Annotated in this window: 22 protein-coding genes; 4 read left to right on the top strand and 18 right to left on the bottom strand. The window is 71.8% G+C overall.

Translation table 11 applies throughout. The annotated features are described in order from the left end of the window. Window positions 1–257: 257 nt before the first annotated feature. On the top strand, window positions 258–812 hold the full coding sequence (locus VQ02_RS17440) for a thiamine pyrophosphate-binding protein (protein WP_048445472.1): 555 nt from the start codon (window positions 258–260) through the stop codon (window positions 810–812). A 32-nt stretch (window positions 813–844) separates the two neighbouring features. Next, complete coding sequence (locus VQ02_RS17435; protein WP_048445471.1) at window positions 845–1,420, top strand: thiamine pyrophosphate-dependent enzyme; 576 nt, start codon at window positions 845–847, stop codon at window positions 1,418–1,420. Between the two features lie 180 nt (window positions 1,421–1,600). Here the strand turns inward: VQ02_RS17435 and VQ02_RS17430 are convergent, their stop codons facing one another. The 9 genes from VQ02_RS17430 to VQ02_RS17390 form a co-directional block, all read right to left on the bottom strand. Next, the gene (locus VQ02_RS17430; protein WP_245239765.1) at window positions 1,601–2,437 is read right to left on the bottom strand and encodes a LysR substrate-binding domain-containing protein; all 837 of its coding nucleotides are present in this window, start codon (window positions 2,435–2,437) and stop codon (window positions 1,601–1,603) included. Between the two features lie 304 nt (window positions 2,438–2,741). Next, window positions 2,742–3,485 (bottom strand): SDR family NAD(P)-dependent oxidoreductase, encoded by a 744-nt coding sequence (locus tag VQ02_RS17425; RefSeq protein ID WP_048445470.1) that lies wholly within the window; start codon window positions 3,483–3,485, stop codon window positions 2,742–2,744. A gap of 38 nt (window positions 3,486–3,523) precedes the next feature. Further along, window positions 3,524–4,315, bottom strand: coding sequence for an SDR family NAD(P)-dependent oxidoreductase (locus VQ02_RS17420; RefSeq protein ID WP_048445469.1), 792 nt, complete (start codon window positions 4,313–4,315; stop codon window positions 3,524–3,526). 44 nt (window positions 4,316–4,359) lie between these two features. Next, on the bottom strand, window positions 4,360–5,073 hold the full coding sequence (locus VQ02_RS17415) for an ABC transporter ATP-binding protein (protein ID WP_048445468.1): 714 nt from the start codon (window positions 5,071–5,073) through the stop codon (window positions 4,360–4,362). Window positions 5,074–5,075: 2 nt separating this feature from the next. Further along, on the bottom strand, window positions 5,076–5,843 hold the full coding sequence (locus VQ02_RS17410) for an ABC transporter ATP-binding protein (RefSeq protein WP_048445467.1): 768 nt from the start codon (window positions 5,841–5,843) through the stop codon (window positions 5,076–5,078). After that, the gene (locus tag VQ02_RS17405) at window positions 5,843–6,910 is read right to left on the bottom strand and encodes a branched-chain amino acid ABC transporter permease (RefSeq protein WP_048445466.1); all 1,068 of its coding nucleotides are present in this window, start codon (window positions 6,908–6,910) and stop codon (window positions 5,843–5,845) included. The genes VQ02_RS17410 and VQ02_RS17405 overlap by 1 nt, the downstream gene beginning before the upstream one ends. 1 nt (window position 6,911) lies before the next feature. Further along, entirely contained in the window at window positions 6,912–7,814 is a 903-nt protein-coding gene (locus VQ02_RS17400) for a branched-chain amino acid ABC transporter permease (protein ID WP_048445465.1), read from the bottom strand. A gap of 78 nt (window positions 7,815–7,892) precedes the next feature. Further along, entirely contained in the window at window positions 7,893–9,161 is a 1,269-nt protein-coding gene (locus VQ02_RS17395) for an ABC transporter substrate-binding protein (protein WP_048445464.1), read from the bottom strand. 184 nt (window positions 9,162–9,345) lie between these two features. After that, window positions 9,346–10,980 (bottom strand): flavin-containing monooxygenase, encoded by a 1,635-nt coding sequence (locus VQ02_RS17390; RefSeq protein WP_048445463.1) that lies wholly within the window; start codon window positions 10,978–10,980, stop codon window positions 9,346–9,348. 269 nt (window positions 10,981–11,249) lie between these two features. Here VQ02_RS17390 and VQ02_RS17385 point away from each other — a divergent pair, with 269 nt between their 5' ends. Next, window positions 11,250–12,194 (top strand): LysR family transcriptional regulator, encoded by a 945-nt coding sequence (locus VQ02_RS17385; RefSeq protein ID WP_245239764.1) that lies wholly within the window; start codon window positions 11,250–11,252, stop codon window positions 12,192–12,194. Between the two features lie 33 nt (window positions 12,195–12,227). Here the strand turns inward: VQ02_RS17385 and VQ02_RS17380 are convergent, their stop codons facing one another. From VQ02_RS17380 to VQ02_RS17340, 9 genes are all read right to left on the bottom strand, one after another. Then, window positions 12,228–13,145 carry a ribokinase gene (locus tag VQ02_RS17380; RefSeq protein ID WP_048445462.1) on the bottom strand — a complete coding sequence of 306 codons (918 nt, stop codon included), beginning with the start codon at window positions 13,143–13,145 and terminating at the stop codon, window positions 12,228–12,230. A 77-nt stretch (window positions 13,146–13,222) separates the two neighbouring features. Continuing rightward, window positions 13,223–13,669, bottom strand: a complete 447-nt coding sequence (gene rpiB / locus VQ02_RS17375; protein WP_048445461.1) for a ribose 5-phosphate isomerase B — start codon at window positions 13,667–13,669, stop codon at window positions 13,223–13,225. Between the two features lie 70 nt (window positions 13,670–13,739). Beyond that, window positions 13,740–14,531, bottom strand: a complete 792-nt coding sequence (locus tag VQ02_RS17370) for a transporter substrate-binding domain-containing protein (RefSeq protein ID WP_083469280.1) — start codon at window positions 14,529–14,531, stop codon at window positions 13,740–13,742. 48 nt (window positions 14,532–14,579) lie between these two features. Next, a complete protein-coding gene (locus tag VQ02_RS17365) occupies window positions 14,580–15,332 on the bottom strand; it encodes an amino acid ABC transporter ATP-binding protein (RefSeq protein ID WP_048445460.1) in 753 nt (250 codons plus the stop codon). 17 nt (window positions 15,333–15,349) lie between these two features. Next, window positions 15,350–16,018, bottom strand: a complete 669-nt coding sequence (locus VQ02_RS17360) for an amino acid ABC transporter permease (RefSeq protein ID WP_048445459.1) — start codon at window positions 16,016–16,018, stop codon at window positions 15,350–15,352. A 10-nt stretch (window positions 16,019–16,028) separates the two neighbouring features. Then, a complete protein-coding gene (locus VQ02_RS17355; protein ID WP_048445458.1) occupies window positions 16,029–16,712 on the bottom strand; it encodes an amino acid ABC transporter permease in 684 nt (227 codons plus the stop codon). Window positions 16,713–16,729: 17 nt separating this feature from the next. Then, window positions 16,730–17,632: an NAD(P)-dependent oxidoreductase gene (locus VQ02_RS17350; protein ID WP_083469277.1), complete on the bottom strand. Its 903-nt coding sequence runs from the start codon at window positions 17,630–17,632 to the stop codon at window positions 16,730–16,732. Between the two features lies 1 nt (window position 17,633). After that, complete coding sequence (locus VQ02_RS17345) at window positions 17,634–18,389, bottom strand: FadR/GntR family transcriptional regulator (RefSeq protein ID WP_048445457.1); 756 nt, start codon at window positions 18,387–18,389, stop codon at window positions 17,634–17,636. Window positions 18,390–18,994: 605 nt separating this feature from the next. Further along, window positions 18,995–19,693 carry a GntR family transcriptional regulator gene (locus VQ02_RS17340; RefSeq protein WP_245239763.1) on the bottom strand — a complete coding sequence of 233 codons (699 nt, stop codon included), beginning with the start codon at window positions 19,691–19,693 and terminating at the stop codon, window positions 18,995–18,997. A 105-nt stretch (window positions 19,694–19,798) separates the two neighbouring features. Between VQ02_RS17340 and VQ02_RS17335 the strand changes: the two genes are divergently transcribed. Next, a complete protein-coding gene (locus tag VQ02_RS17335) occupies window positions 19,799–23,164 on the top strand; it encodes a molybdopterin-dependent oxidoreductase (protein ID WP_048445456.1) in 3,366 nt (1,121 codons plus the stop codon). Window positions 23,165–23,260 lie beyond the last annotated feature (96 nt).

Genomic DNA, 23,260 nt, shown 5'->3' with positions numbered 1-23,260 from the left:
CGTCCCTCGCCGTGGCGGAGACGTGACGGGTGCGCCGGTCCCGGCAGACCGCAATCCTACAAGGCGGCCGGCGGCGGCGAATTCGAAATCCGTGAGAGCGGATATGCCGAAATTGAAAGTGCGCCCGGCCCGGTCGGCGCGCACATCTCGGGCGAACGTCGGTGCCGCGGCCGCAGACGGTCCGCTCCCCCGATCATGCGACGACACCCGCGCGCCGCCCAGGCGAGCCTCGCCGCGGGGTCCGGCCGGAGATGACGATGACCGCTTCCCCACCCAGCGCCGCGACCGGGGCCGGCCCGGACTGGCCGCTCGCGATCTATCGCACCTTGCGCGAGGCGCACGTGACCCAGGCCTCCTACGTCCCGGATGCCGGCCACGCACGGCTGATCCGGTCGCTGCACGAGGACGAGGGCGTGCGCACGACGGTCCTCACGACCGAGGAGGAGGGCATCGCGCTGTCGGCGGGCGCCTGGCTCGGCGGCGCCCGCGCCGTGCTGCTCATGCAGTCGAGCGGCGTCGGCAACTGCATCAACATGCTGTCGCTGACGGCGAGCTGCCGCATCCCGCTCCTGACGCTCGTCACGATGCGGGGCGAGTGGGCCGAGTTCAACCCGTGGCAGATCCCGATGGGGCGGGGGACGAGCGCAGCGCTCGCGGCGATGGGCGTCACGATCCTGCGGCTCGAGCGGCCGGAGGAGGCGGGCGAGGTCGTCGCCGCGGCCGCGGCACTGGCCTTCGACGGCGATCAGCAGGTCGCCGTGCTGATCTCCCAGCGCATGCTCGGGCGCAAGAAGTGGGTGGAGGGCAAGTGATGTCGGGGCAAGGGACGTCGGAGACTGCTGGGATGCTCGATCGCCGCCAGGCCGCGAGAACCCTCCTGGCCGACCGCCGCGACCTCCTCGTCGTGACCGGCCTCGGCTCGCCGAGCTACGACGTGTTCGACGCGGGCGACCACGACGGTAACTTCTATCTCTGGGGGGCGATGGGCGGCGCCGCGATCGTCGGCCTCGGGCTCGCGCAGGCGCAAGCCTCCCGGCCCGTCGTGGTGGTGACCGGCGACGGCGAGCAGATCATGGGCACGGGCGCGCTGATGACGGTCGCGATGGCCCGACCCGGCAATCTCACGATCGTGGTCCTCGACAACGGGCATTACGGCGAGACCGGCATGCAGCTCAGCCATTCGGGCCTCGGCGTCCGGCTGGATCGGGTCGCCCGCGCGTGCGGATTCGAGAACACCACCGAGATCTCGGACGAGGCCGGGCTCCAGGCGTACCGGCCGGAGCTGGCGAAGACCTCCGGCGGACCCCGCTTCGCCCGGGTGCGCATCGCCACCGGCCACGTCGAGCGAGCGCTGCCGCCGCGCGACGGCGCCTACCTGAAGAACCGGTTTCGGGGGCATCTCGGGTTCGCCGTGTCGTAGGGCCTCGTCCGCCGGCGCGCCTGCCCGTTGAGGGAACACGCGACAATATCAAGGATGGAGGGCGGCACCCGCTCGTAGAGCACCCGGGGCCGCTCCTGGGTCGAAAACGGTCAGCTTGGCGTTGCGAGGGGCACCTTGCGGCCCTCTGCGGCCTCCGATCCGGCAGGCCAGTGGCTTGCCTCACCGCTCTTGCCGGGCCAGCCGAGCGCCGAGCGCGAGATAGATCGTCCCGACAACGCGGCCCTGCAGCAGCTGACCTTGCGGTGGCGGGCAAGCCAGCGGCCGACCCCACCGGCAGCGAGCGCGATCAAGCCGATGGGGTCTTGACCCGCGATTCCCGGGGCTGCGGCGCCCGCTCGGGCAGGAGCTGCCAGCGCTCCTCGCGCACGAGCGCGGCGATCTCGGCACGCACGAGCTCGGCTTCGCGGTCGCCGAGGCCAGGACGACCTCGCGCGTGATGCTCGGAGGTGAGAACGCGGCGATCTCGAGGGAGCCCTGCTGGATCTCGGCATGGATCGCCGAGGGCGGCAGGATCGTGTAGCCGATCCCCTCCTCGACGATGTTCGTCAGGACCCGGAAGGAATCGGCCTCGACGACGACGTCGACCCGCAATCGCTTGCGCTCCGCCGCTCGCTCCACGAGCATGCGCAGCCCGTGCGAGTGGCTCGGCAGGGCCAGTTTCTGGCCGATGAGCCAGCTGAGCTCGACGGGCGCGCGCGCCGCGAGGCCCGACCCCTTCGGGCCGACCGCCACGAGCTCGTCGCGGCCCAGGGTCTCGACGTCGAGATGCCAGTCGACGGCGGGTCCGTAGATGATCGACAGGTCGACCGTGCCCCGATGCAGCCACTCCACCAGGTGGCCGCCGTAGCTCTCCACGATCCGCAGCGCGACGTTGGGCAGATCGGACACGGCGCGGCGCGCGACCCGCGCCGACAGCACCGCGCTCACCGTCGGGACCATCCCGAGAACGACGGCGCCGGAGGGCACCTTGTCCAGCGACTGCAGGTCGTCCCGCACCTGCTCGATCTGCCGGACGAGGCTCAGGCTGCGCTCGAGAAGCAGCTGCCCCGCGCTCGTCAGGATCATCCCGCGCCCGTTGCGCAGGAAGAGCTCGGCCTTGAGCTCGTGCTCGAGCAGCTTGATCTGCCGGCTGAGGGCGGGTGCCCGATGCGGAGCAGGTCCGAGGCCTTGCTCAGGCTCCCGAGTTCCGCGACGGCGTGGAAGGCCCGGAGGAAGCGGAGTTCCATGATCGTCGTCGGCCTCTTCGAGCGGGACGCGCGGATCCCTGCCTGCCGGCGCCCCAGGCCCGCCGGTCCGGTCCTCAGTGAAAGTGGGTCCCGCCGTTGACGTCGAAGATCGCGCCCGTCGCGTAGCCGCTTCCGGCGCCGCACAGGAACACCGCGGTGGCGGCGATCTCCTCCGGCCGCGCCATGCGCTTGAGGGGATAGGCCTGCGGGTCGTAGCCCTTGCCTTCCGTCATCGCGGTCTCGACCGGGCCCGGGGCGATGCCGTTGACGAGCACGTTGTGCGGGGCGCCCAGGCGGGAGAGCCAGCGCACGAAGGCGTGGATGCCGCCCTTCGAGAAGGCGTAGTGCGGCCCCGAGCGGATGCCGCCCATCCAGCCGGCCACCGAGCCGCACAGGACGATGCGCCCCTCCCCGGCCGCCTGCATGCCGGGCAGGAAGGCGCGGGTGAGGTTGATCGGTCCCTTGACGTTGGCCCGGATGACCGCGTCGAGGGCCGCGTCCCAGTCCTCGGCCATCCAGTCGTCCGCCGGCGCGATGGCGGCGGTGTCGATCAGCCCGTAGACCGGGCCGACCTCCGCGGCGAGCGCGGTCACGGCCCGCCGGCAGCCGGTGTCGAGGCTGTGGATCTCGGCGGCGCCCGCGACCGCGGCGCCGACGCGGTCGCGGATCTCCTCGGGCGCCAGCCGGTCGGCGAGGACGAGGCGGGCGCCCTGCTCGGCGCAGAGCCGCGCGGTGGCGCTGCCGATGCCGCCGGCCGCACCCGAGATCACGATGCGCCGGCCCGTCAGGTCGAACGGCGAAGTCTTCGATGGCGTCATGGCGCGAAAGCATCCTCCCGTCGGTCGCGCGGCGGCGCTCAGGGCTCCCGGGCCGGTCGCAGGCCGCCATAGGTCGTGAGGTGCGAGCCCGCGAGCCAGCCCGCATCCACCGGCAGGTTGATGCCGGTGATGGCCGCGGCGTCGTCCGAGAGCAGGAACGCGACGCTGCGGCCGATCTCGACCGGCTCGACGAGGCGGCCCAAAGCCGCCGCATCGGTGAGGAGGCGCGGATCGCGCTGGCCGCGGTCGATCGCGGCCTGGAGCGGCGGGGTGGCGACGTAGCCCGGCGAGACGGCGTTCACCCGCACGCCCGAGCGCCCCCACTCGGCGGCGAGGCAGGCCGCCATGTGGACCACCGCCGCCTTCGAGGGCGCGTAGGCGTGGAGCGGCGCGGTGCGCCACGCGGTGACCGAGCCGGTGATCACGATGCCGCCCCGGCCGCGCCTGGCCATCCGGGTCCCGGCGGCGAGGCACGACACGTAGACGCCGCGCAGGTTGACCGCGATGATGCGGTCGAACTCGGCGAGCGGGAGGTCCTCCGGCCGGCCCCCGGGCTGGATCAGCCCGGCATTGGCGATGAGCGCCTCGACGGGGCCGATCCGGCCCTCGATCTCCGCGAAGGCCGCCTCCGTCGCCGCCTCGTCGACCACGTCGAACGGCACCGCCTCGGCGCCGATCGGTCCGGCGGCCTCCCGGGCGCGCGCGGCGTCGATGTCCGAGATGACGGTGCGCCAGCCGCGCCCGGCCAGCACGCCCGCGACGGCGAGCCCGATCCCGCTCGCGCCGCCGGTCACCAGGGCGACCCGGCCCCGTCCCTCGTCCCGCTCCATGTCCGTCTCCTGTTGTCGGCCGATCGGTCCGGTCCCCGCGAGGCTCAGACCGCGAGGTAGCGCTGCGTGATCGCCGTGTTGCCGCGCAATTCCGCGACCGGCGCGCGGTAGACGACCTGCCCCTTGTCGACGATCGTCGCGTGGGTGGCGATGTCGAGGCAAAAGTGCATGTTCTGCTCGGCGAGCAGGATCGTGACGCCCATGCCGCGCAAGGAGCGGATCAGGCCGCCGATCGCCTGGACGATGATCGGCGCCAGGCCCTCGCTCGGCTCGTCGAGGAGCAGCACGTCGGGATTGCCCATGAGCGCACGGGCGATGGTGAGCATCTGCTGCTCGCCGCCCGAGAGGCGCCCGGCCGTGCGGGTGCGCATGCCGGCCAAGAGCGGGAAGACCTCGTAGATGCGCGTCAGCGTCCAGTGGCCCTCGCCCTGCGGCCCGCGCTTGGCGCCGACGATCAGGTTGTCCTCGACGGTGTGCTCGGGGAAGACCTGCCGGTCCTCCGGCACGTAGCCGATGCCGGCCCGGGCGATGCGGTAGGGCGCCCGTCCCGAGACGGTCTCGCCCGAGAGCACGACCTCGCCCCGCCGCGGCGGGACGATGCCGGCGATTGCCTTGAAGGTGGTGCTCTTGCCGGCGCCGTTGCGGCCGAGCAGCGCCATCGTCTGGCCCTTCTCGACGCTGAGGTCGAGGCAGAACAGGATCTGGCTGGTGCCGTAGAAGACGTCGGCGCCGCGCACCTCGAGCATCGGGGCGGCCATGCTCACGCCTCCCCGACGGTCTCGGAGAGGCGATGATCGGTGCCGAGATAGGCGTCGATCACGTCCTGGTTGCGCCGGATCGCGTCCGGGGTTCCTTGCGCCAGGACGGCGCCGTACTTCAGGACGTGGATCGTCTGGGCGATCTTGAAGACGATGTCCATGTCGTGCTCGATGAACAGCACGGTCATGCCCGTGACCTCCCACAGCCGGTGGACCTTGCCGATCATGCGCCAGCGCTCCTCGGACCCCATCCCGGCGGTGGGCTCGTCGAGGAGGAGCACCTTCGGGTCCATCGCGAGGGCGAGCCCGATGTCGAGGAGCTTCTGGTCGCCGTGCGAGAGGTTGGCCGAGAGGACGTCCGCCTTCGGGTCGAGCCCGAGCAGGTCCATGATCTCGTCCGCCCGGCGGCCGGCGGCGGCGACGGGGAAGCGCGAGAGCACTCGGCCCGAGGCGCGCAGGTGGGAGACCACCGCCGCGGTGAGCGCCTCGCGGACCGTGAGGCTCGGGAACAGCGAGGCGACCTGGAACGCCCGCGCCATGCCGCGGCGCACCACCTCCAAGCTCGAGAGCCCGACGATGTCGGCGCCGTCGAACAGCACCCGGCCCTCGTCCGGCCGGACATGGCCCGAGATCAGGTTGAAGAAGGTGGTCTTGCCGGCGCCGTTCGGCCCGATGATCGCCGTCAGCGAGCCAGTGGGAAAGTCGATAGAGACGTCCCGCGTGGCGCGCACGCCGCCGAAGGACTTCGAGAGGTGCTCGACGCGCAGCATCACACCGTCCTGCCCTTGATGAGGGCGCCGTCGGCGAGGGGCGCGGGCTCGAAGCTTCCGGGAACCGGGTCGGAGGCGGCCGCCCGGCGGGCGCGGCGGGCCTGCAGCCAGTCGTACAGGACGTCGGCGAGACCGCGGCGGAGCCCCAGGACGATCACCAGGATGACGGTCCCGAGCACCAGGCCGTGATGCTCGGTGTAGATCGTCACGTAGTGGTTGAGGGTCTGGAGCAGCAGCGTGCCGGCGAGCGGGCCGAGGAAGACCTTCATGCCGCCGAGCATGATCATGAAGATCGCCTCGCCCGAGGTCGTCCAGAAGGCGAATTCCGGGTAGGCGCCGGAGACGAACAGCGCCAGGATGAGGCCGCCGACGCTCGCCATCGCCGCCGCGAAGACGAAGATGCCGAGCTTCATCGCGGTCACGTCGACGCCGAGGAAGTTCGCCCGCGCCGGGTTGTCTCGAATCATCCGCAGCGTGTAGCCGAAGGGCGACTGCGCGACCTGCCGCATCGCCAGGATGCAGAGCACGAACACCACCGCGCAGGTCCCGTAGAGCACCCGCGCGTCGTTCAGGTCGAGGCCGAGGATCGGCGGGCGCGGGATGCCGCCGCGCAGGCCCTGGTCGCCGCCGGTCAGGCTCACCCAGGTCACGATGACGCTGTGGATGAACATCTGGAAGGCGAGCGTGATGAAGGAGAAGTAGATCTCCTTGAGCCGCACGCAGATCGCCCCGATGACCAGGGCGACGAGCGCCGTGCCGCCGACCGCCGCGAGCGCCGCGACCGGGATCGAGACCAGGCCGGACTGCATCAGGAGCCCGAACGCGTAGGCGCCGGTGGCGAAGTAGGCGGCGTGCCCGAACGAGACGAGGCCGGTGAGCCCGACGAGCAGGTTCAGCGACATCGCCAAGAGGCCGTAGGCGAAGAAGTAGATCAGGAAGTCGCGCAGGGCCGGCTGCGGAAACAGCATCGGCAGGGCGAGGAGCAGGGCGAGGCCCGCAACGGCGACGGCGACGTCGCGGGCGAGGCCGGCGCGCAAAGGACTGACCCGCATGAGGCTGACGCGCATGTCAGGCGGCCTCCCGTCCGAGCAGGCCGCTCGGCTTGACGATGAGCACCAGCGCCATCAGGGCGAACATCATCCCGTCGACGAAGAGCGGGAAGCCGATCGCCCCGAAGGCGCGGGTGAAGCCGATGAGCAGGGCGGCGAGGAAGGCCCCGGCGATCGAGCCCATGCCGCCGATCACCGTCACGATGAAGCTCTCGATCAGGATCGACAGGCCCATGCCGGGCGTCAGGGTGCGGATCGGCGCCGCGAGCGCCCCGGCGAGGCCGGCGAGCAGGCTGCCGAGGCCGAACACGCCGGCGTAGAGGAGCGTGGTGTTGATGCCGAGCGCCCCGACCATCTGCGGGTTGATCGCGAGCGCCCGCACGATCTTGCCGAGCCGCGTCCCGTTGATGCCGAGCCAGAGGGCGAGGCCGGCCGCGAGCGCGATGCCGACCATGAACAGGTAGTAGCCGGGCACGAAGCCGCCGGCGATCTCGACCGGCGGCAGGGCGAAGGCGTCGGGCATGCCCATCATGCGGTACTCGCCGCCGTAGAGGAGCTTCACGCCGTCGTCGAGGATCAGGATCATCGCGTAGCAGACGAGGAGCTGCATCAGGATGTCCCGGCCGTAGACGCGGCTCATGATGAGGCGCTCGAACGCCATCCCGAACAGCCCGACCCCGACCGCGCCCGCGGCCATCGCGGCGAGGAAGCTCCCGCTCAGCGCGTAGGCCGTGAAGGCGAAGTAGGCGCCCAGCATGTAGAAGGCGCCGTGGGTGAAGTTGATGATGCCGAGCACCCCGAAGATCAGGGACAGGCCCGAGGTGACGAGAAAAAGCAGCATCCCGACGATCAGCCCGGTCGAGACCTGGGTGACCGCGCACGATGCCGAGGACAGGCAGTCGACGAGAGCCTCGAGATTCAAGGCGGTTCTCCCCGGACGTGAGGATCGGGGCGGCGGCAGCGGGCGCTGCCGCCGCGACGGGGTCGGGTCAGGGCCGCCTCAGGCGTAGCCCTTGCCCTTCTTCCACTGCGTCTCGAGCTCGACGATCTTCCCCCAGTCGACGTCCGAGAAGTCCTCGACGAAGGGGGCCTTGGGCACGGTGCGGCCCCAGGCGACGGGATAGCCGACGATCGTGTGGTCGCTGTCGCGCATGGTGATCGTCTCCCCGACCGCGAAGGGGGCGGCCACCGCCATGCCCTTCAGCTCCGAGGCGAGCTTCGCGCCCTCGGTGCGGCCGCCGGTGCGCTTGAGCGCCTCGGCGACGAACAGGCAGCCGAGATAGGTCTGCCACGCCCAGTTCGTCGGCTCGTGGCCCGCGATCTTGGCGAAGCCGTCGGCGAAGGCGGTGTTGGCGGGCTTTGCCGGGTAGGTGCGGTTGTAGCGGTAGGCGGTGTTGAGCCCCGGCGGCAGCTGCTTGATCGCGGTCAGCACCGGCGGGTCGCCGAGGCCGCCGGAGAACATCGCGACGTTGGCGAACAGGCGGTAGAGGTTGCTCTGCTCGATGAAGGCGACGAGGTCGCCGCCCCACAGGGCCGAGTACACCGCCTGCGGCTTCGTCTGCAGGATCTTGGTGATGCTCTCGGTGTAGTCCGGGGCGAAGAGCTTCGGCCAGACCTGGTCGACGGTCTCGATCGAGGGCTCGAACAGCTTGGCGAACTCGAGGAACTCGGCGGTGTTGTCGCGGCCGTAGGCGTAGTCGGGCGAGCACGTCATCCAGCGCTTCAGCCCCTTCTGCTTGGCGATCCGCGCCGCGTAGGTGCTGCCCGCCACCGCGTCGTGGATGCCCTGGCGGGCGCAGCGGAACGCGGTCTTGACGTGCAGCTTCGGGTCGGCGGAGAGCGAGGAGGTCTCCGAGCAGGTGTGCAGGCACAGGACCGGCAGGTCGCGGATCACCTCGTGCACCGCGAAGGCGCCGGAGGAGGCCTCGCCGTCGATGATGATCTCGCAGCCGTCGTTGTTGATGAGGTCGCGGGTCACCTTGGCGGCCTCGTCGGGGCGGCCCTTGGAGTCGCGGTCGACCAGCTCCAGCGTGCGCCCGCCGATGCCGCCGGCCTCGTTGATCTGCCGGAAGGCGAGCTGCACCGCGGCCCGGCTCGACGTGCCGAGGATCGCGACGCGGCCCGACAGGATGGTCGGCATCCCGACCCGGATCGCCTTGGCCTGGGCGCCCGCGATGTGCGGGAAGCCCGTGATCGCGGCGCCCGCCGCCAATCCGCCCAACACCTGCCGGCGCGATGGCGCGCGGCCGCTGACCGAGTTCGTGCCCATCTGGTTCCCATCCCTGATCTTATGGCCCGAGCGTTTTCGCCCTGGGTTTGTGCCGGCTGTTCTGTATTGTCCGTCGGCTTTCTCGTCGATCCTCCGGCAAGGCCGGAGGGGAGTCAATGGATGTCGAGGATGAGGGCGTCCGGATGCCTCCGGCACACGCCCCGCGCCCGCGCGGCGGGCGGCCTCAGCGCAGGGCGAAGCCGTCGTAGCCCTGCGCCGCGACGTCCTCGCAGATGCCGCGGTAGCGCGCCATGCCGCCGGCATAGGGCATGAACACCCGCGGCTTGCCCGGCACGTTGGCGCCGAGGTACCATGAGCTGCTCGCCATCGGCAGCAGCGTCGCCGAGGCGGCCTCGTTGACCGCCGCGCCCCAGGTCTCGGCCGCCTCCGGCGTCGCCTCGATCCGCTCGAGCCCGCGCTCGCGCAGGTGGGCGATGCAGCCCGCGATCCACTCGGCATGCTGCTCGATCGCCACCGGCATGTTGGTGAGCACCGAGGGGCTGCCCGGCCCTGTCATGGTGAACAGGTTCGGGAAGCCCGGGACCTGCAGGCCGAGATAGCTGCGCGGACCCGCCGCCCACACGTCCTGGAGCGCGATCCCGTCGCGGCCGCGGAGGTTCAGCTTGAGCAGCGGGCCGGTCAGAGCGTCGAAGCCGGTGGCGAAGACGATGATGTCGAGCGGATAGGTCGCGTCCCTTGTGCGCACGCCCTCCGGCACGATCGCCTCGATCGGCGCCGCCTTGAGGTTGACGAGGCGGACATTGTCGCGGTTGAAAGTCTCGAAGTAGTTGGTGTCGATCGGGGGGCGCTTGGTCGCGAACAGGTGGTCGCGCGGCGTGAGCGTCTCCGCCGTCTCCGGATCCTTGACGATGCTGCGGATCTTCGCCCGGATGAACTCCGAGGCGGTCTCGTTGGCGTCCGGGTCGAGGAGGATGTCGCGGAAGGCGGCGCGGAAGCGCAAGCCCCCCCGCTCCCAGGCCGCCTCGTAGATCGCCTCGCGCTCCTCGGGCGACACGTCGAGGGCGGAGCGGTCGTGAAAGTCGAACGGATGGCCGTTCGTCGCCTCCCGGGCCTTGCGGCGCAGCTCGGCGGAGTTCTCCCGCACCCAGGCCTTGAAGCGGTCGTCCATCGGGCCGTTGCGGGCCGGCACGCTGTAGTTGGCGGTGCGCTGGAAGACCGTGAGGTGGGCCGCCTGCTCGGCGATGACCGGCGCCGCCTGGATGCCGGTCGAGCCGGTGCCGATCAGCCCGACCCGCTTGCCCGTGAAGTCGACGCCGTCATGCGGCCAGCGGCCGGTGTGGTACCAGGCGCCGGCGAAGGTCTCGAGGCCGGGGATCGCCGGCACGTTCGCGGTCGAGAGGCAGCCGACGGCGGTGATGAGGAACTGCGCCTGGACGCGCTCGCCGCTCTCCGTCGTGACGGTCCAGCGGTTCTGCGCCTCGTCGTAGGCCGCGCCCGTCACGCGGGTCTCAAGCTGGATGTCGCGCCTCAGGTCGAAGCGGTCGGCGACGTGGTCGAGGTAGCGCCGGATCTCGCCGTGCTCGGGGTAGCGCTCGCTCCACTCCCACTCGTCCTCGAGCTCGCGCGAGAACGAGTAGGAATAGTAGTAGCTCTCGGAATCGCAGCGCGCGCCGGGATAGCGGTTCCAGTACCAGGTGCCGCCGATGCCATCGGCCGCCTCCAGCACCCGCACCGACAACCCGAGCCGGTCGCGCAGCAGGTGCAGCTGGTACAGGCCGGAGAAGCCGGCCCCGACGATGATCGCGTCGTAGCGGCGAACCGACTCAGCCTCGATGGTCTCCGCGCGCGGATTCCCCATGGCGTCCTCTCCCTGGTCGGACATCGTCCCCATGGCGGGGCGCGGTCCGTCTCGTTGGTGCGTCGCAGGGGACCCGGCCGGACCGGATCGTCCCCCGCCCTCGCGGAGCCGCGGCGGTCATGGCGTGACCGTCGCGCGCGGGGCTCGGATCCTCGGACCGGACCTTCGCAGGCCCGCGCCGGTCGAGGCTAACGCGTTGCGGACGCAACCTCCATTTCCCATACTGCGAACCACATGTGAAACGTCTTCACAGGAACGGCCAGACTCGCATGGTCATGAACCGGTTCGGGGAAATGCTGGTCTTCGTGCGGGCGGTGGAGGACGGCGGCTTCTCGGCCGCCGGCCGCAGCCTGACCATGACGCCCTCGGCCGTGAGCAAGCTGATCGGGCGGCTGGAGAACCGGCTCGGGGTGACGCTGTTCAACCGGGCGGCCCGCACCGTCACGCTGACGGCGGAGGGGGAGGCGTTCTACACCTCGGCCCTGCGAGCGATCGAGGCGGTCGAGGACGCGGAGGCGTCCGTGCTCGGCGGCCGGGCGGCGCAGGGCACCCTGCGCATCCGCTCGATGCCGACCTTCGCGACGCATCAGCTCGCGCCGCTCGTCCCGGTCTTCCGCCGCCTGCATCCGGCCCTGCAGCTCGAGTTCGTCCTCAGCATGGAGCCCGGCAACCTGCTCGACGGCGGCATCGACGTGGCGATCCACGTCGGAGAGCTCGCCGATTCCTCGCTCGTCGCGCGCCGCTTCGCCAGCACGCGCTGGATCATCTGTGCCGCCCCGTCCTACCTGGAGGCCCGCGGGATCCCGCGGGGCCCGGCCGACCTCGCGGCCCACGAGTGCCTGAACTTCCCCTCGACCGCGCCCTGGAGCATCTGGAGCGTCCGCGACGAGGCCGGGGCCGCACGCCGGCTCAAGCCGACCGGGAGCGTCGCCGCCAATACCGGCCAGATGCTGCTCGCCATGGCCCGGGCCGGGGCCGGGATCGTGCGGCTCGCCGAGTTCCACATCGTCGACGACCTGCGCGCCGGCCGGCTCGTCGAGCTGCTCGCCGACCGCCACAGCGGCGTCGCCGACCCGATCTACGCCCTCTACAACGGCCGCCGCCACCTGACCCAGCGGATCCGCGTCTTCCTCGACTTCCTGGAGGACGCCTTCTCGCAGGAGCCCCCCGCCTGGCAGCGCGATGCGGCGGAGCGGAGCGGCACGAGGGCCTGACCACGCCAGCCGGGCGGCGGAGGCGATCGGGGCTCAGCCGGCCTCGCCGGAATCCAGCGTCTGCGCATTCGGCATGGCCGCCTGCGCGCCGGGAGCGAGGCAGGCCAGGGACGCCCCCCGGCAGGCCCGGGCCAGAGCCGCCGGCCAGGCGCGTCCGTCGTCGAGGGCGGCGGCGAGGATGCCGACGAAGGTATCGCCCGCCCCCGTCGTGTCGACCGGCCGGATCGGCGCCGCGGCGGCCGCGATCCGCGTGCCGTCCGGGTGGGCCGCGAATGCCCCGCGGGCGCCCGCCGTGACGACGCAGGTCACCCCGCCCGCCTCGGCCAGGAGCCCGGCGGCGGCCTCGCCGTCGGCCTCCGGCCGTCCGAGGCATGCGGCCGCGGCGCGGGCCTCGTGCTCGTTGACGACGAGGACGTGCGTCACGGCCAGCAGCGCGCGCAGGTCGCCCGGATCGAGGGTTGCGGGCACGGGCGCGAGGTTCCAGACCACGCGCCCGCCCGCCGCCCGCGCCCGCCGCGCCGCGCTCAAGCAGGCGGCGAGCGGCACCTCCATCTGGAGGATCAGCGTCGTTAGCGCGGCGTCCTCCGGGAACGCGGCCTCGCCGAGCGCGGCGTTGGCGCCGCTCGCCACGGTGATGGCGTTCTCGCCCTGCGCGTCCACCGTGATGAAGGCGCAGCCCGTCGCCTCGGGGCCGGTGGTCACGCCGGCGACGTCGACCCCGTTGGCGGCGAGGTTGTCCCGGCACATCCGGCCGAAGGCGTCGTCGCCGACGCGGGCGACCATCGCCACCCGCCTCGGCGCCGAGACCCGCGCCGCCGCGACCGCCTGGTTCGCGCCCTTGCCGCCGAACAGGGTCGCGTAGCCCGGCGCCAGCACCGTCTCGCCCGGGCACGGGATCGCCGCGACCTCGGCCACGAGATCGACGTTGATCGAGCCGAAGACGACGATCATCGTCACGTCCTCCCTGGAACCGTGTCTTGTCTGGAGCCATCTCTTGCGCCGGCCGTCGCGGCCGGCGGAACCGATGCTCAGCCCTCGGCGTCCATGGCGTGCAGCTTCTCGACCCGGCGGCGGAAATCCGCGTCGGTGGAGAACTCGGCCTGGAGGTAGGAGGCGATCAGGTCCTTGGCGAGCCAGGGCCCGACGATCTGGGCGCCGATGCACATGACGTTGACGTCGTCGTGCTCGACGCATTGGTGCGCCGAGTGGATGTCGTGGCACACCGCGGCGCGGATGCCCTTCATCTTGTTCGCCGCGATCGAGGCGCCGACGCCGGTGCCGCAGACCATGAGGCCGCGATCGGCCTCGCCCGAGGTCACCTTGCGGGCGACCTCGCGGGCGATGTCGGGGAAGTCGACGGGTTGGTCGTCGAACGAGCCGACGTCGATGACCTCGTGCCCGAGGGCGCGCACGTGGTCGACCACGGCTCCCTTGAGCATCCAGCCGGCATGGTCCGATCCGATCACGAGCCGCATGTCACTTCGCTCCGTTGGTGGCGGACCGCGGCCTTGCCGCCGCGGTCGAGGTTGGCCGGCAGGCGCCGCGTCACGAGCCGCGCATCTCGGGCGGCAGGTCGGCGCCGTGATACTTCTTGTAGATCGCGTTGAGCTTGCCGTTCTTGAGGTTGGTGACGATCCAGGCGTTGAGCGCCTCGACGAACCGCGCCTCGCCCTTGCGGACGCCCATCGCGAGGTCGAACGTCGTGATCGGCACCTTCGGCTCGAAGGCGCGGGCGGGGTTCTTCGCGCCGATCTGGTTGACGATCGTGGCCGAGGTCGCGACGCAGTCCGCCTGGCCCGACACCGCCGCGGTCACCATCGTCGCGTCGTCCTCGTAGCGCGAGAGGCGCAGGTCGCGGTCCCGCATGTTGCTGAGCGCGGTGTCCTGCGTCGTCCCGCGCGACACCGCGATCGTCTTGCCCTTCAGGTCGGGCCAGTCCTTCGCCTCCAGCGACTTCAGGCAGCCGACGACCGATTGCAGCGCCGCGTAGGGCTTGGTGAAGTCGATCACCTTCGCGCGCTCGGGGGTGACGGAGAGCGTCGAGATGATGAGGTCGGCCTTGTTCGTCTGGACGTTCGGGATGCGGGTCGCCCCGGTCGTCTGGACGAACTCGAGCTCAAGGCCGAGGTCCTTGGCGAGGAGCTGTGCGGTCTCGACGTCCGAGCCGACGGGCTTCAGGTTCGCGTCGATCATGCCCGAGGGCGGGATCGCGAGGTCGGTGGCGACCCGGATCTTCTTGGCCTTCGTGACATCGTCGAGGAGGTCGGCGCGGGCGGCGCCGTGCGACCCGGCGAGCGTGGCGGCCGCGACGAGTGCGGCGAGGAGCGGGCGTCCCATGATCATCTCCCAGGTTGCGTTGTCGTTGTTGGCGTCATGGTTCTTGGTTCAAAGGCCGGAGCCCACGAACTGGGCGAGCTCCGGGGTGGTCGGGGCGGCCAGCATCGCGGCGGGGCCCCGCTCGTGGACCCGGCCGCGATGCATGAACACCACCTCGTCGGCGATGCCGCGGGCGAACCCCATCTCGTGCGTGACCATGACCATCGTCATGCCCGATGCGGCGAGCGCCTCGATGACCCGCAGGACCTCGCCGGTCAGCTCCGGGTCGAGGGCCGAGGTCACCTCGTCGAACAGCATCACCTTCGGCTGCATGGCGAGGGAGCGGGCGATCGCGGCCCGCTGCTGCTGCCCGCCGGACAGCTGCTCGGGATAGGCCTGGAGCTTGTCGCCGAGCCCGACCTTCGCGAGCACCTCGGCGGCGCGGGCGCGGGCCTCCGCGCGGGCCAGGCCCTTCACCGCGGTCGGCGCGAGGGTGATGTTCTCCTCGATGGTGAGGTGCGGAAACAGGTTGTAGCTCTGGAAGACGATGCCGACGTCCTGGCGCAGGCGCCGCAGGTCGAGGGCCGGATCGTGGACGGCGTGGCCGCAGACCCGGATCTCGCCCCGGTCGATCGTCTCGAAGCGGTCGATGCAGCGCAGGGCCGTGGACTTGCCCGAGCCCGAGCGGCCGATGATCGCCGTCACCGTCCCGCGCGGCACCTCGAAGGACACCCCGTCGAGCACCTTGAGGGGCCCGAAGCTCTTGTGGACGTCGCGCAGGGTGACGACGGCGTCCGGGGTCGCGGGCGGAGAGGTGTGCATGGCGCGCGTCATCTCCGTCAGGCCGGCATGAGGGTGGTGCGCCCGCGTCCGCTGCGGCGCTCGAGGCGCTGGCTGAGGCGCGACAGCGGGAAGCACAGGGCGAAGTACGCGACCGCGATGATCGCGTAGATCAGGAAGGGCTCGAACAGCGCGTTGTTGATGATCTGGCCCGCCCGGGCCAGCTCCACGAAGCCGACGACGGAGGCGAGCGAGGTGTTCTTCACGATCTGCACCATGAAGCCGACCGTCGGCGGGGTCGCGATGCGGACGGCCTGGGGCAGGATAACCTTCGCCATGCGCTGGGTGCGGGAGAGGGCGAGGCCCTCGGCGGCCTCCCATTGCGGGCGCGGCACGGACTGGATCGCGCCGCGCCAGATCTCGCCCAGATAGGCGCCGACGTAGATCGTGAGCGAGGCGCCGGCCGCCGCGAGCGGCGACACGCTGAAGCCGAGCGGCGGCAGGCCGAAATACGTCAGGAACATGATGACGAGGAGCGGCGTGCCCTGGATCAGCTGGACGTAGGCGCCGCTCGCGAGGCGCACCGCACGCAGGCCCGAGACGCGGCAGAGCGCGATCGCGAAGCCGAGGGCGCCGCCGCCGACGAGGGCGATCAGCGAGAGCCCGACCGTCCAGAGCGCGCCCTGGGCGAGGAAGAGCAGGTGGTTGGCGTTGAGGGAGCCGTTCATCGGATGCGCCTCACAGCGGGGTGCCGAGGCGCCGACGGCGCGGGAACAGCACCAGGCTCAAAGCCCAGAAGCCGCCGCGCATCAGGAACGAGAGTGCGACGTAGAACAGGGCCACGACGATGTAGGTCTCGAACGCCCGGTAGGTGTCGGACTGGATGTAGTTGGCCACCGCGGTCAGCTCCTCGGCGGAGATCTGCGAGGTCACCGACGAGGCGAGCATCAGGAGCACGAACTGGCTCGTGAGGGCGGGATAGACGCGCTCGATCGCCGGCAGCAGCACGACGTGGCGGTAGATCTGCGCCCGCGTCAGGGCGAGCCCCTCGGCCGCCTCGATCTGGCCGCGGGGGATCGCGTCGAGCCCGGCGCGCACGATCTCGGTGGTGTAGGCGCCGACGTTGATGGTGAGGGCGAGCGCCGCGACGGTGACGGCCGAGAACTTGAAGCCGAGGCTCGCGAGGCCGAAATAGACGAGGAATATCTGGACAAGGAGCGGCGTGTTGCGGATCGCCTCGACGTAGACCTCGCACAGCCGCCGGATCGCGGGGTAGCGGCTGCGCCGCCCGATCGCCGCGACGCCGCCCAGTGCACCGCCCACGACCGTCGCCACGCCGGCGAGCTGCAGGGTGAGCAGCGCGCCGTCGAGGAAGCTGGGCCAGCGCTCGAGAACGGCGCCGAAATCGAGGTTGAGGGCCACCGCCGGCGCTCCCGTCGTCAGCCCGCCGTCCGGCCGGTCATGCGGTCGTAGACGCGGAACAGGGCCTGGTTGCCGTTCGTCCCCTCGCCGTGCGCGCGCGCCTCGACGTACTGGCTCGTGACGAGCGCGGTCGCCGGAAGCGGGACGTCGAGGGCGCCGGCCTGCTCGAGGACGAGGCGCAGGTCCTTCAGCATGAGGTCGATGCGGAAGCCCGCCGAGGCGTCGCCGGCGATCATCTGGGGGCCGAGCCGGTCGAGCATCCACGACGCCGCCGAGCCGCCGAGCAGCACGTGCCGCAGCTGGTCGAGGTCGACGCCCGAGGCGCGGGCAAGCGCCAGCGCCTCGCAGATCGCCTGGATGTTGATGCCGCAGACGAGCTGGTTGCACAGCTTCACCGCCTGTCCCGCCCCCGGGGCGCCCACATGGGTGATCGTGGTGCCCATGGCGCGGAAGACGGGCTGGGCCGTCGCGAAGGCGTCGGCGGCGCCGCCGACCATGATCGAGAGGGCGGCGTTCCTCGCCCCGACCGGACCGCCCGAGACCGGGGCGTCGAGGAAGGCGACGTCGACGGCGGCGAGATCCGCCGCCATGCGCCGGACGGCGACGGGCGAGATCGTGCTCATGTCGACGATGATCCGGCCGGCCGGGGGCGCCTTCAGGAGGCCGTGCTCGCCGTAGACCACCGCCTCGACGTGCGGCGTGTCGGGCAGCATCGTCACGGCGACCGCCGCGCCCCGAGCGGCGTCGGCCGGGCTCGTCGCCGCGACGGCGCCCTCCGCCGCGAGTTCGCTCACCGCCTCCGGGCGCACGTCGTAGGCCCGCACCGCGAAGCCCGCCTTGAGAAGGTTGCGCGCCATCTCGCGGCCCATCGTGCCGAGCCCGATGAAGCCGACGCAGGCGGTGCCCTCGTTGTCCGACACGTCATTCCCTCCCTGACCGACCGGCGGCACCCGCCGGGGCGGAGCCGACCATCGCCGCCTGGCGGCGGAACTCGTCGCCGATCGCGAAGTGCTCGCGCAGCACGGCGTCCGCCCGGGCCGGGTCCCGGGCCGCGATCGCCTCGAAGATCCGGCGGTGGTCCTCGATGAGGTAGGCCCGCATCGGCGTGACGACCTGCACCAGCGCGCGGCGCGCGACGTGCGAGCGCATCAGGACGTGCGCCATGGCGTCGTGCAGGACGCCGAGCGTGCCCGACCCGCCCGCGGTGACGATCGCCCGGTGGAAGGCGTAGTCGGCCTCGCCGCCCGCCTGATGGTCGTCGATCGTCTCGACGATGCGCTGCAGGCCGCGCTGCAGGCGCTCGAGGTCGGCGACGGTGGCGTTGGCGCAGGCGAGCCGGATCGACTGGCACTCGACGGCGATGCGCGCCTGCATCACGTCGTCGGCGATCCCGTCCTGCTGCGCGAGGGCGAAGGCGAAGAAGTCGTTGAGGACCGTCACGTCCGGCTTGCGGACCACCGTGCCGGACCGCTCGCGGATCTCGACGATCCCGAGGGCGTTCAGCGCGCGCAGGGCCTCGCGGACGATGGGGCGGCTGACGCCGAGCTGGGCGGCGAGTTCGCGCTCGGGGATCAGGCGGTCGCCCGGGCGCAGGGACCCGGCCAGCAACCGCTCGCGCAGGAATGCGAACACGAGCTCGAAGCCGGTCTGACCCTCGTTGGGGCGAGCGATATCCATCCCGATCACGTTTTTCATACCTTGGTCAGACCAGATACTGACCAGGGCGGCGGGCGTCAAGCCGCCCCTCCCTGCGCAATCGCCCGGTGGGGCCCGGAGGCCGGCGCAGGGGCTTCGGCCTCCGGCATGATCCACGACACCAGCGCGGCCATGCTGCCAGGTGGACGATCCGTCATGAGCCCCTCCCCCTGTCCCGGACGACTAGAGCGCAGCGGAGGGAGATCCGGGATCAAGCACGAAAAGTCGCGAAGCGTCCGTCTGTCTGCAACGTTGCAACATGCAGAGCCGCTTCGCGGCACATTCCCCCTGGATCCCGGATCTCCTTCCGCTTTGCTCCAGTCGTCCGGGAAAGGGGAAGGGCTTGACGGTGCACGGCGCGCGAGCGGCCATGTCTTGCTATCGCGTACCGTGGCCTCGGGGCGATGGCAGCGGGCCGGACGCGATTTTAGCTTGAGACTATCAAATAAAATTAGATATATCTCCCCGTTCCTGCGCATAATAAAATATGATATGTTATTAATCAAAATATATCAATATTTTCTGCATGAATTCAATTAATAGATCTTCACAGTAAGCAGATCCTGACACCTACTTCCTTTTCCGGATCACACCCGGCTCGTCACATCACCGGACGCCCTGAGATATTCAGAGAAGATCGGCTCCCAATCCATGATGTGCTTGTGCATGAGCGCCGCCGCTTCGGCCTCATCCCCCTGCTGCAGCAGCGCGATGATGCGGTAATGCTCGGGGACCGACTCTTCCTGACGCGCCAGCCCGGCGGGTGAGTTGATCCCGTACAGCCTCATCGTGTCCCGCAGCCGCATCACGATGCCGGTCAGGACCGCGTTCCCGGCCCGGGCCAGCAGCTCCCGGTGGAAGGCGCGGTCGGCGGCGAGGTAGAGCGGGACGTCGCGCGTGCGCACCGCCCGGGCGATCGCGTCCGCCTGGCGCGTGAGCTCCGCGACGTCCGTGAGGCCGGACCGCACCAGCTTCACGAAGGCGGAGGTCTCGAGCTGCAGCCGGACCTCGAACAGGTTGCGCAGGTCGTCCAAAGTCGGCTCGACGACGCAGAAGCCGCGGTTGCGCAGGGGCTGCAGCAGGCCGTCGCCGGAGAGCTGGAGCAGGGCCTCGCGCACGGGCGTCGTCGAGATGCCGAGCGTGCGGGCGAGGCCCGGGACGGACAGGATGGTGCCCGGCCCGATCTCCCCCGACACGATGTCGAGGCGCAGGCGCTGCTGCACCTGCTCGCGCAGGTTGGCATCGGCGGTCATCGGCGCTGCGGCGGCACTGTGCTGGCTGACCATTCTTCACCCTCCGGCTGCCTCTTATACGCGCCACGAGCCGGCTTGCAGTAGCGCGTCACGCGCTTCACACTAGTGCGTGACGCGCTACCCACGGGGGAGGTCGGGATGTCTGAGGTCAAGGCGGGCTACTGCACGCTCTGCCGCTCGCGGTGCGGCTCCCTCAACGTGGTCGAGGACGGCCGGTTCGTCGCCGTGCGGCCGAATCCCGACCATCCGACCGGCAGCGCGCTCTGTGCCAAGGGGCGGGCCGCGCCCGAGATGGTCGGCAGCCCGCGGCGCCTCACCGTCCCGCTCCGGCGCACGCGGCCGCGCCACGACCCGGATCCCGGCTTCGTGCCGATCTCCTGGGACGAGGCGCTGGCGGAGATCGCGGCCCGCCTCGGTGAGATCCGGGCGCGCCGGGGCGCCGAGGCGGTCGCCTTCGCGGTGACGACGCCGAGCGGCACGCCGATGGCCGACAGCTTCGAGTGGGTGGAGCGGTTCATCCGGGTCTTCGGCAGCCCGAACCTGATCTACGCGGTCGAGGTCTGCGGCTGGCACAAGGACTACGCGCAGGCCCTGACGTTCGGGCGCGGCATCGGGGCGGCCGACTACGACCGGGCAGACGCGATCGTGCTGTGGGGGCACAACCCGGCCCGGACCTGGCTCGCCCAAGCGACGCGGGTCGCGGCCGCGCGCCGGCGCGGCGCGACGGTGGCGGTGGTCGATCCCAAGCGCGGCGGCTCGGGCGAGGAGGCGGACCTGTGGCTGCGCGTCCGCCCCGGGACCGACGCGGCCCTCGCCATGGGGGCGATCCGGCACCTGATCGAGACCGGCCGGTACGACGCGCCCTTCGTGCGGCGCTGGACCAACGCTCCCTTCCTGGTGGACCGCGACACCGGGCGCTTCGTCCGGGCGAGCGACGTGTGGGACGGCGGCTCGGACTCCGCCTTCGTGGTGCTCGGCCCCGGCGGGCCGCGCCCGGCGGAGTCGGGCCCCGACGATCCCGCGATCCTGCTGCGGGGCGAGGACGTCCTGCGGGCGCGCGACGGGCGCGCCCTCCCTTGCGCGACCGCGCTGACGCTCCTGGAGCGCGAGGCCGCGCCGTACACGCCCGCGCACGTCGCGGGGATCACAGGCCTTCACCCCGACGACCTCGCCCGGTTCTACGCGCTGTTCGAGGGATCGCCCCGCCTCGCCTATCATTCCTGGACCGGGGTCGGGCAGCACACCAACGCGACCCAGACCGAGCGGGCGATCGCGTCCCTCTACGCGCTCACGGGCGCGAACGACCGGGCCGGCGGCAACCTGTGGACCGTGGCGCCCCCCTCCCGGAGCGTGAACGATTACGGGCTGCTGGCGCCGCACCAGCGCGCCAAGGCCCTCGGCCTCGACGCGCTTCCCCTCGGCCCGCCGGCCCGGGGCTGGATCACGGCGCGCGACTTCGCCCGCGCGGTGATCGAGGGCGAGCCCTACCGGGTCGAGGCCCTGATGAGCTTCGGCTCGAACATCGTGGTGTCGCAAGGCGCGTCGTCGCGCAACCGGGACGCGCTGCGGGCGCTCGGCTTCCACGTCCACGTCGACATGTTCCTGAACCCGACGGCGGAGAACGCCGACATCGTGCTCCCGGCCAGCATGCCCTGGGAGCGCGAGGCGCTGCGGGTCGGCTTCGAGATCACCCAGGAGGCCGTCGAGTTGGTGCAGCTGCGCCAGGCCATGGTCCCGGCCCTGGCCGAGACGCGGGCGGATTACGACATCGTGTTCGACCTCGCCTGCCGGCTCGGCCACGCCGACGCGTTCTTCGGCGGCTCGGTCGAGGCGGGCTGGAACCACCAGCTCGCGCCGCTCGGGCTCACCGTGGCGGATCTGCGCGCCCGTCCGGAGGGCATCCGCGTCCCGCAGTCCTTCGCCGAGCGCAAGTACGCCGCCCCTGGCGCCGACGGCAGGCCGAGGGGCTTTGCCACGCCGACGGGCCGGGCCGAGCTCTACTCCGAGCTCCTGCTCGCGCACGGCCACCCTCCCCTGCCCGGCTACGTCCCGCCCGCGGGAGGGGGCGACCCGGCGCTGCCCTTGTGGCTCTCGACCGCGAAGTCGGGCTGGTACGTGCACAGCTCGCACCGGCACGTCGCCTCCTTGCGCCGCAAGGCCCCCGATCCCGCCGTCGAGATCAGCCCCGCCGCCGCCGCGTCCCGCGGTATTCGGGACGGCGACTGGATCACGGTGCGCACGGCGCACGGCACGGCGCGCCTGCGTGCCCGGCTCGACCCGGCCCTGGCGGACGACGTGGTCATCGCGGAGTTCGGCTGGTGGGAGGATTGCCCGCCGCTCGGCCGGCCGCGCGTCCCGAGCACCGGGGCGGGCACCCTGAACGTCAACGACGCGCTCTCGGACGAGAGCCGGGACCCGGTGAGCGGCTCGGTGCCGCTGCGCGCGGTCGCCTGCGAGATCGCCCGGGACGAGGAGCGCAGCCGGGGCTGGTGGAGCGGCGGGCGCGCCTTCACGGTCGCGGAGATCCGGCGCGAGGCCGCGGACGTCCTCGCCCTCTCCCTTGCCCCGGCGGATGGCGGTCCCCTCGCGGATTTCCGGCCCGGGCAGCACGTGCGCGTGGCGACGGGCGACGGGCTGGCGCGGTCCTACTCGCTCACCGGGCCGCATCGCCGTCCCGACCGCTACGAGGTCGCCGTGAAGCTGGTCGGCTCGGGCACGGCTCCGGGGCGGATGTCGACGCACCTCCACGGCCTGGAGGCGGGCGCGAGCCTGATGCTGGAGGGGCCGCAGGGCACCTTCACGCCGCCCCTCGACGGGGACAGGCCCGTCATCCTGCTCGCCGCCGGCATCGGCATCACCCCCTTCGTGAGCTACCTCGAGGCGCTCGCGGGCGCCGGCGGGCCGTCCCGCCCCGCGGCAATCCGGCTCGTCTACGTCTGCCGCGACGGGAGCGCCCATCCCTTCGGGCCCCGGCTGAGGGCGCTCGCGTCCCGCCTGCCGAACCTCGCCGCCACGCACGTCTTCACGCGGCCGGCCCCGGAGGACGTCCCAGGGCGGGACTACGATCTGGCCGGCCGCGGCGCCCTGCGCGACTTAGGCCCGCTTTTTCCGGGCCGGCGCCCCCTCGCCTACATCTGCGGCCCGGACGCCTTCGTGGCCGACGCGACCGCGCTCCTGCTCGCCTGGGGGCTGCCGCGCTACGACATCGCCAGCGAGCTGTTCACCGCCCGGACGGAGGTCCCGGCCGACCTCGCGCCGCGAACGGTCGCCCTCGCCCGCAGCGGGAAGAACTTCCTCTGGTCGCCCGGCGCGGGAACCCTGCTCGACGCCGCCGAGAAAGCCGGGCTCCGCCTGCCGAGCGGCTGCCGCACCGGCCAGTGCGAGAGCTGCCAGGTGCGGATCGAGGCCGGGGCGGTGGCGCACCTCGCCGCCTACGACGGCCCCTCCGACCACTGCCTGACCTGCCGCGCCGTCCCGCTGGCCGACTGCGTGCTCGACGCCTGAGCCCGATGACCGGGCCCGATGCCTGAGAAGGAGCTGACCGTGAAGCACATCCCCGCCCCGACCTCCGCGGCGGCCCCGCCGCGGAGGTCGGGGCGG

Source organism: Methylobacterium variabile, from assembly GCF_001043975.1.
GTDB classification, from domain to species: domain Bacteria; phylum Pseudomonadota; class Alphaproteobacteria; order Rhizobiales; family Beijerinckiaceae; genus Methylobacterium; species Methylobacterium variabile.
The sequence above is the reverse complement of the archived record's forward strand: the minus strand, read 5'-3'. Positions and strand labels throughout refer to the sequence as shown.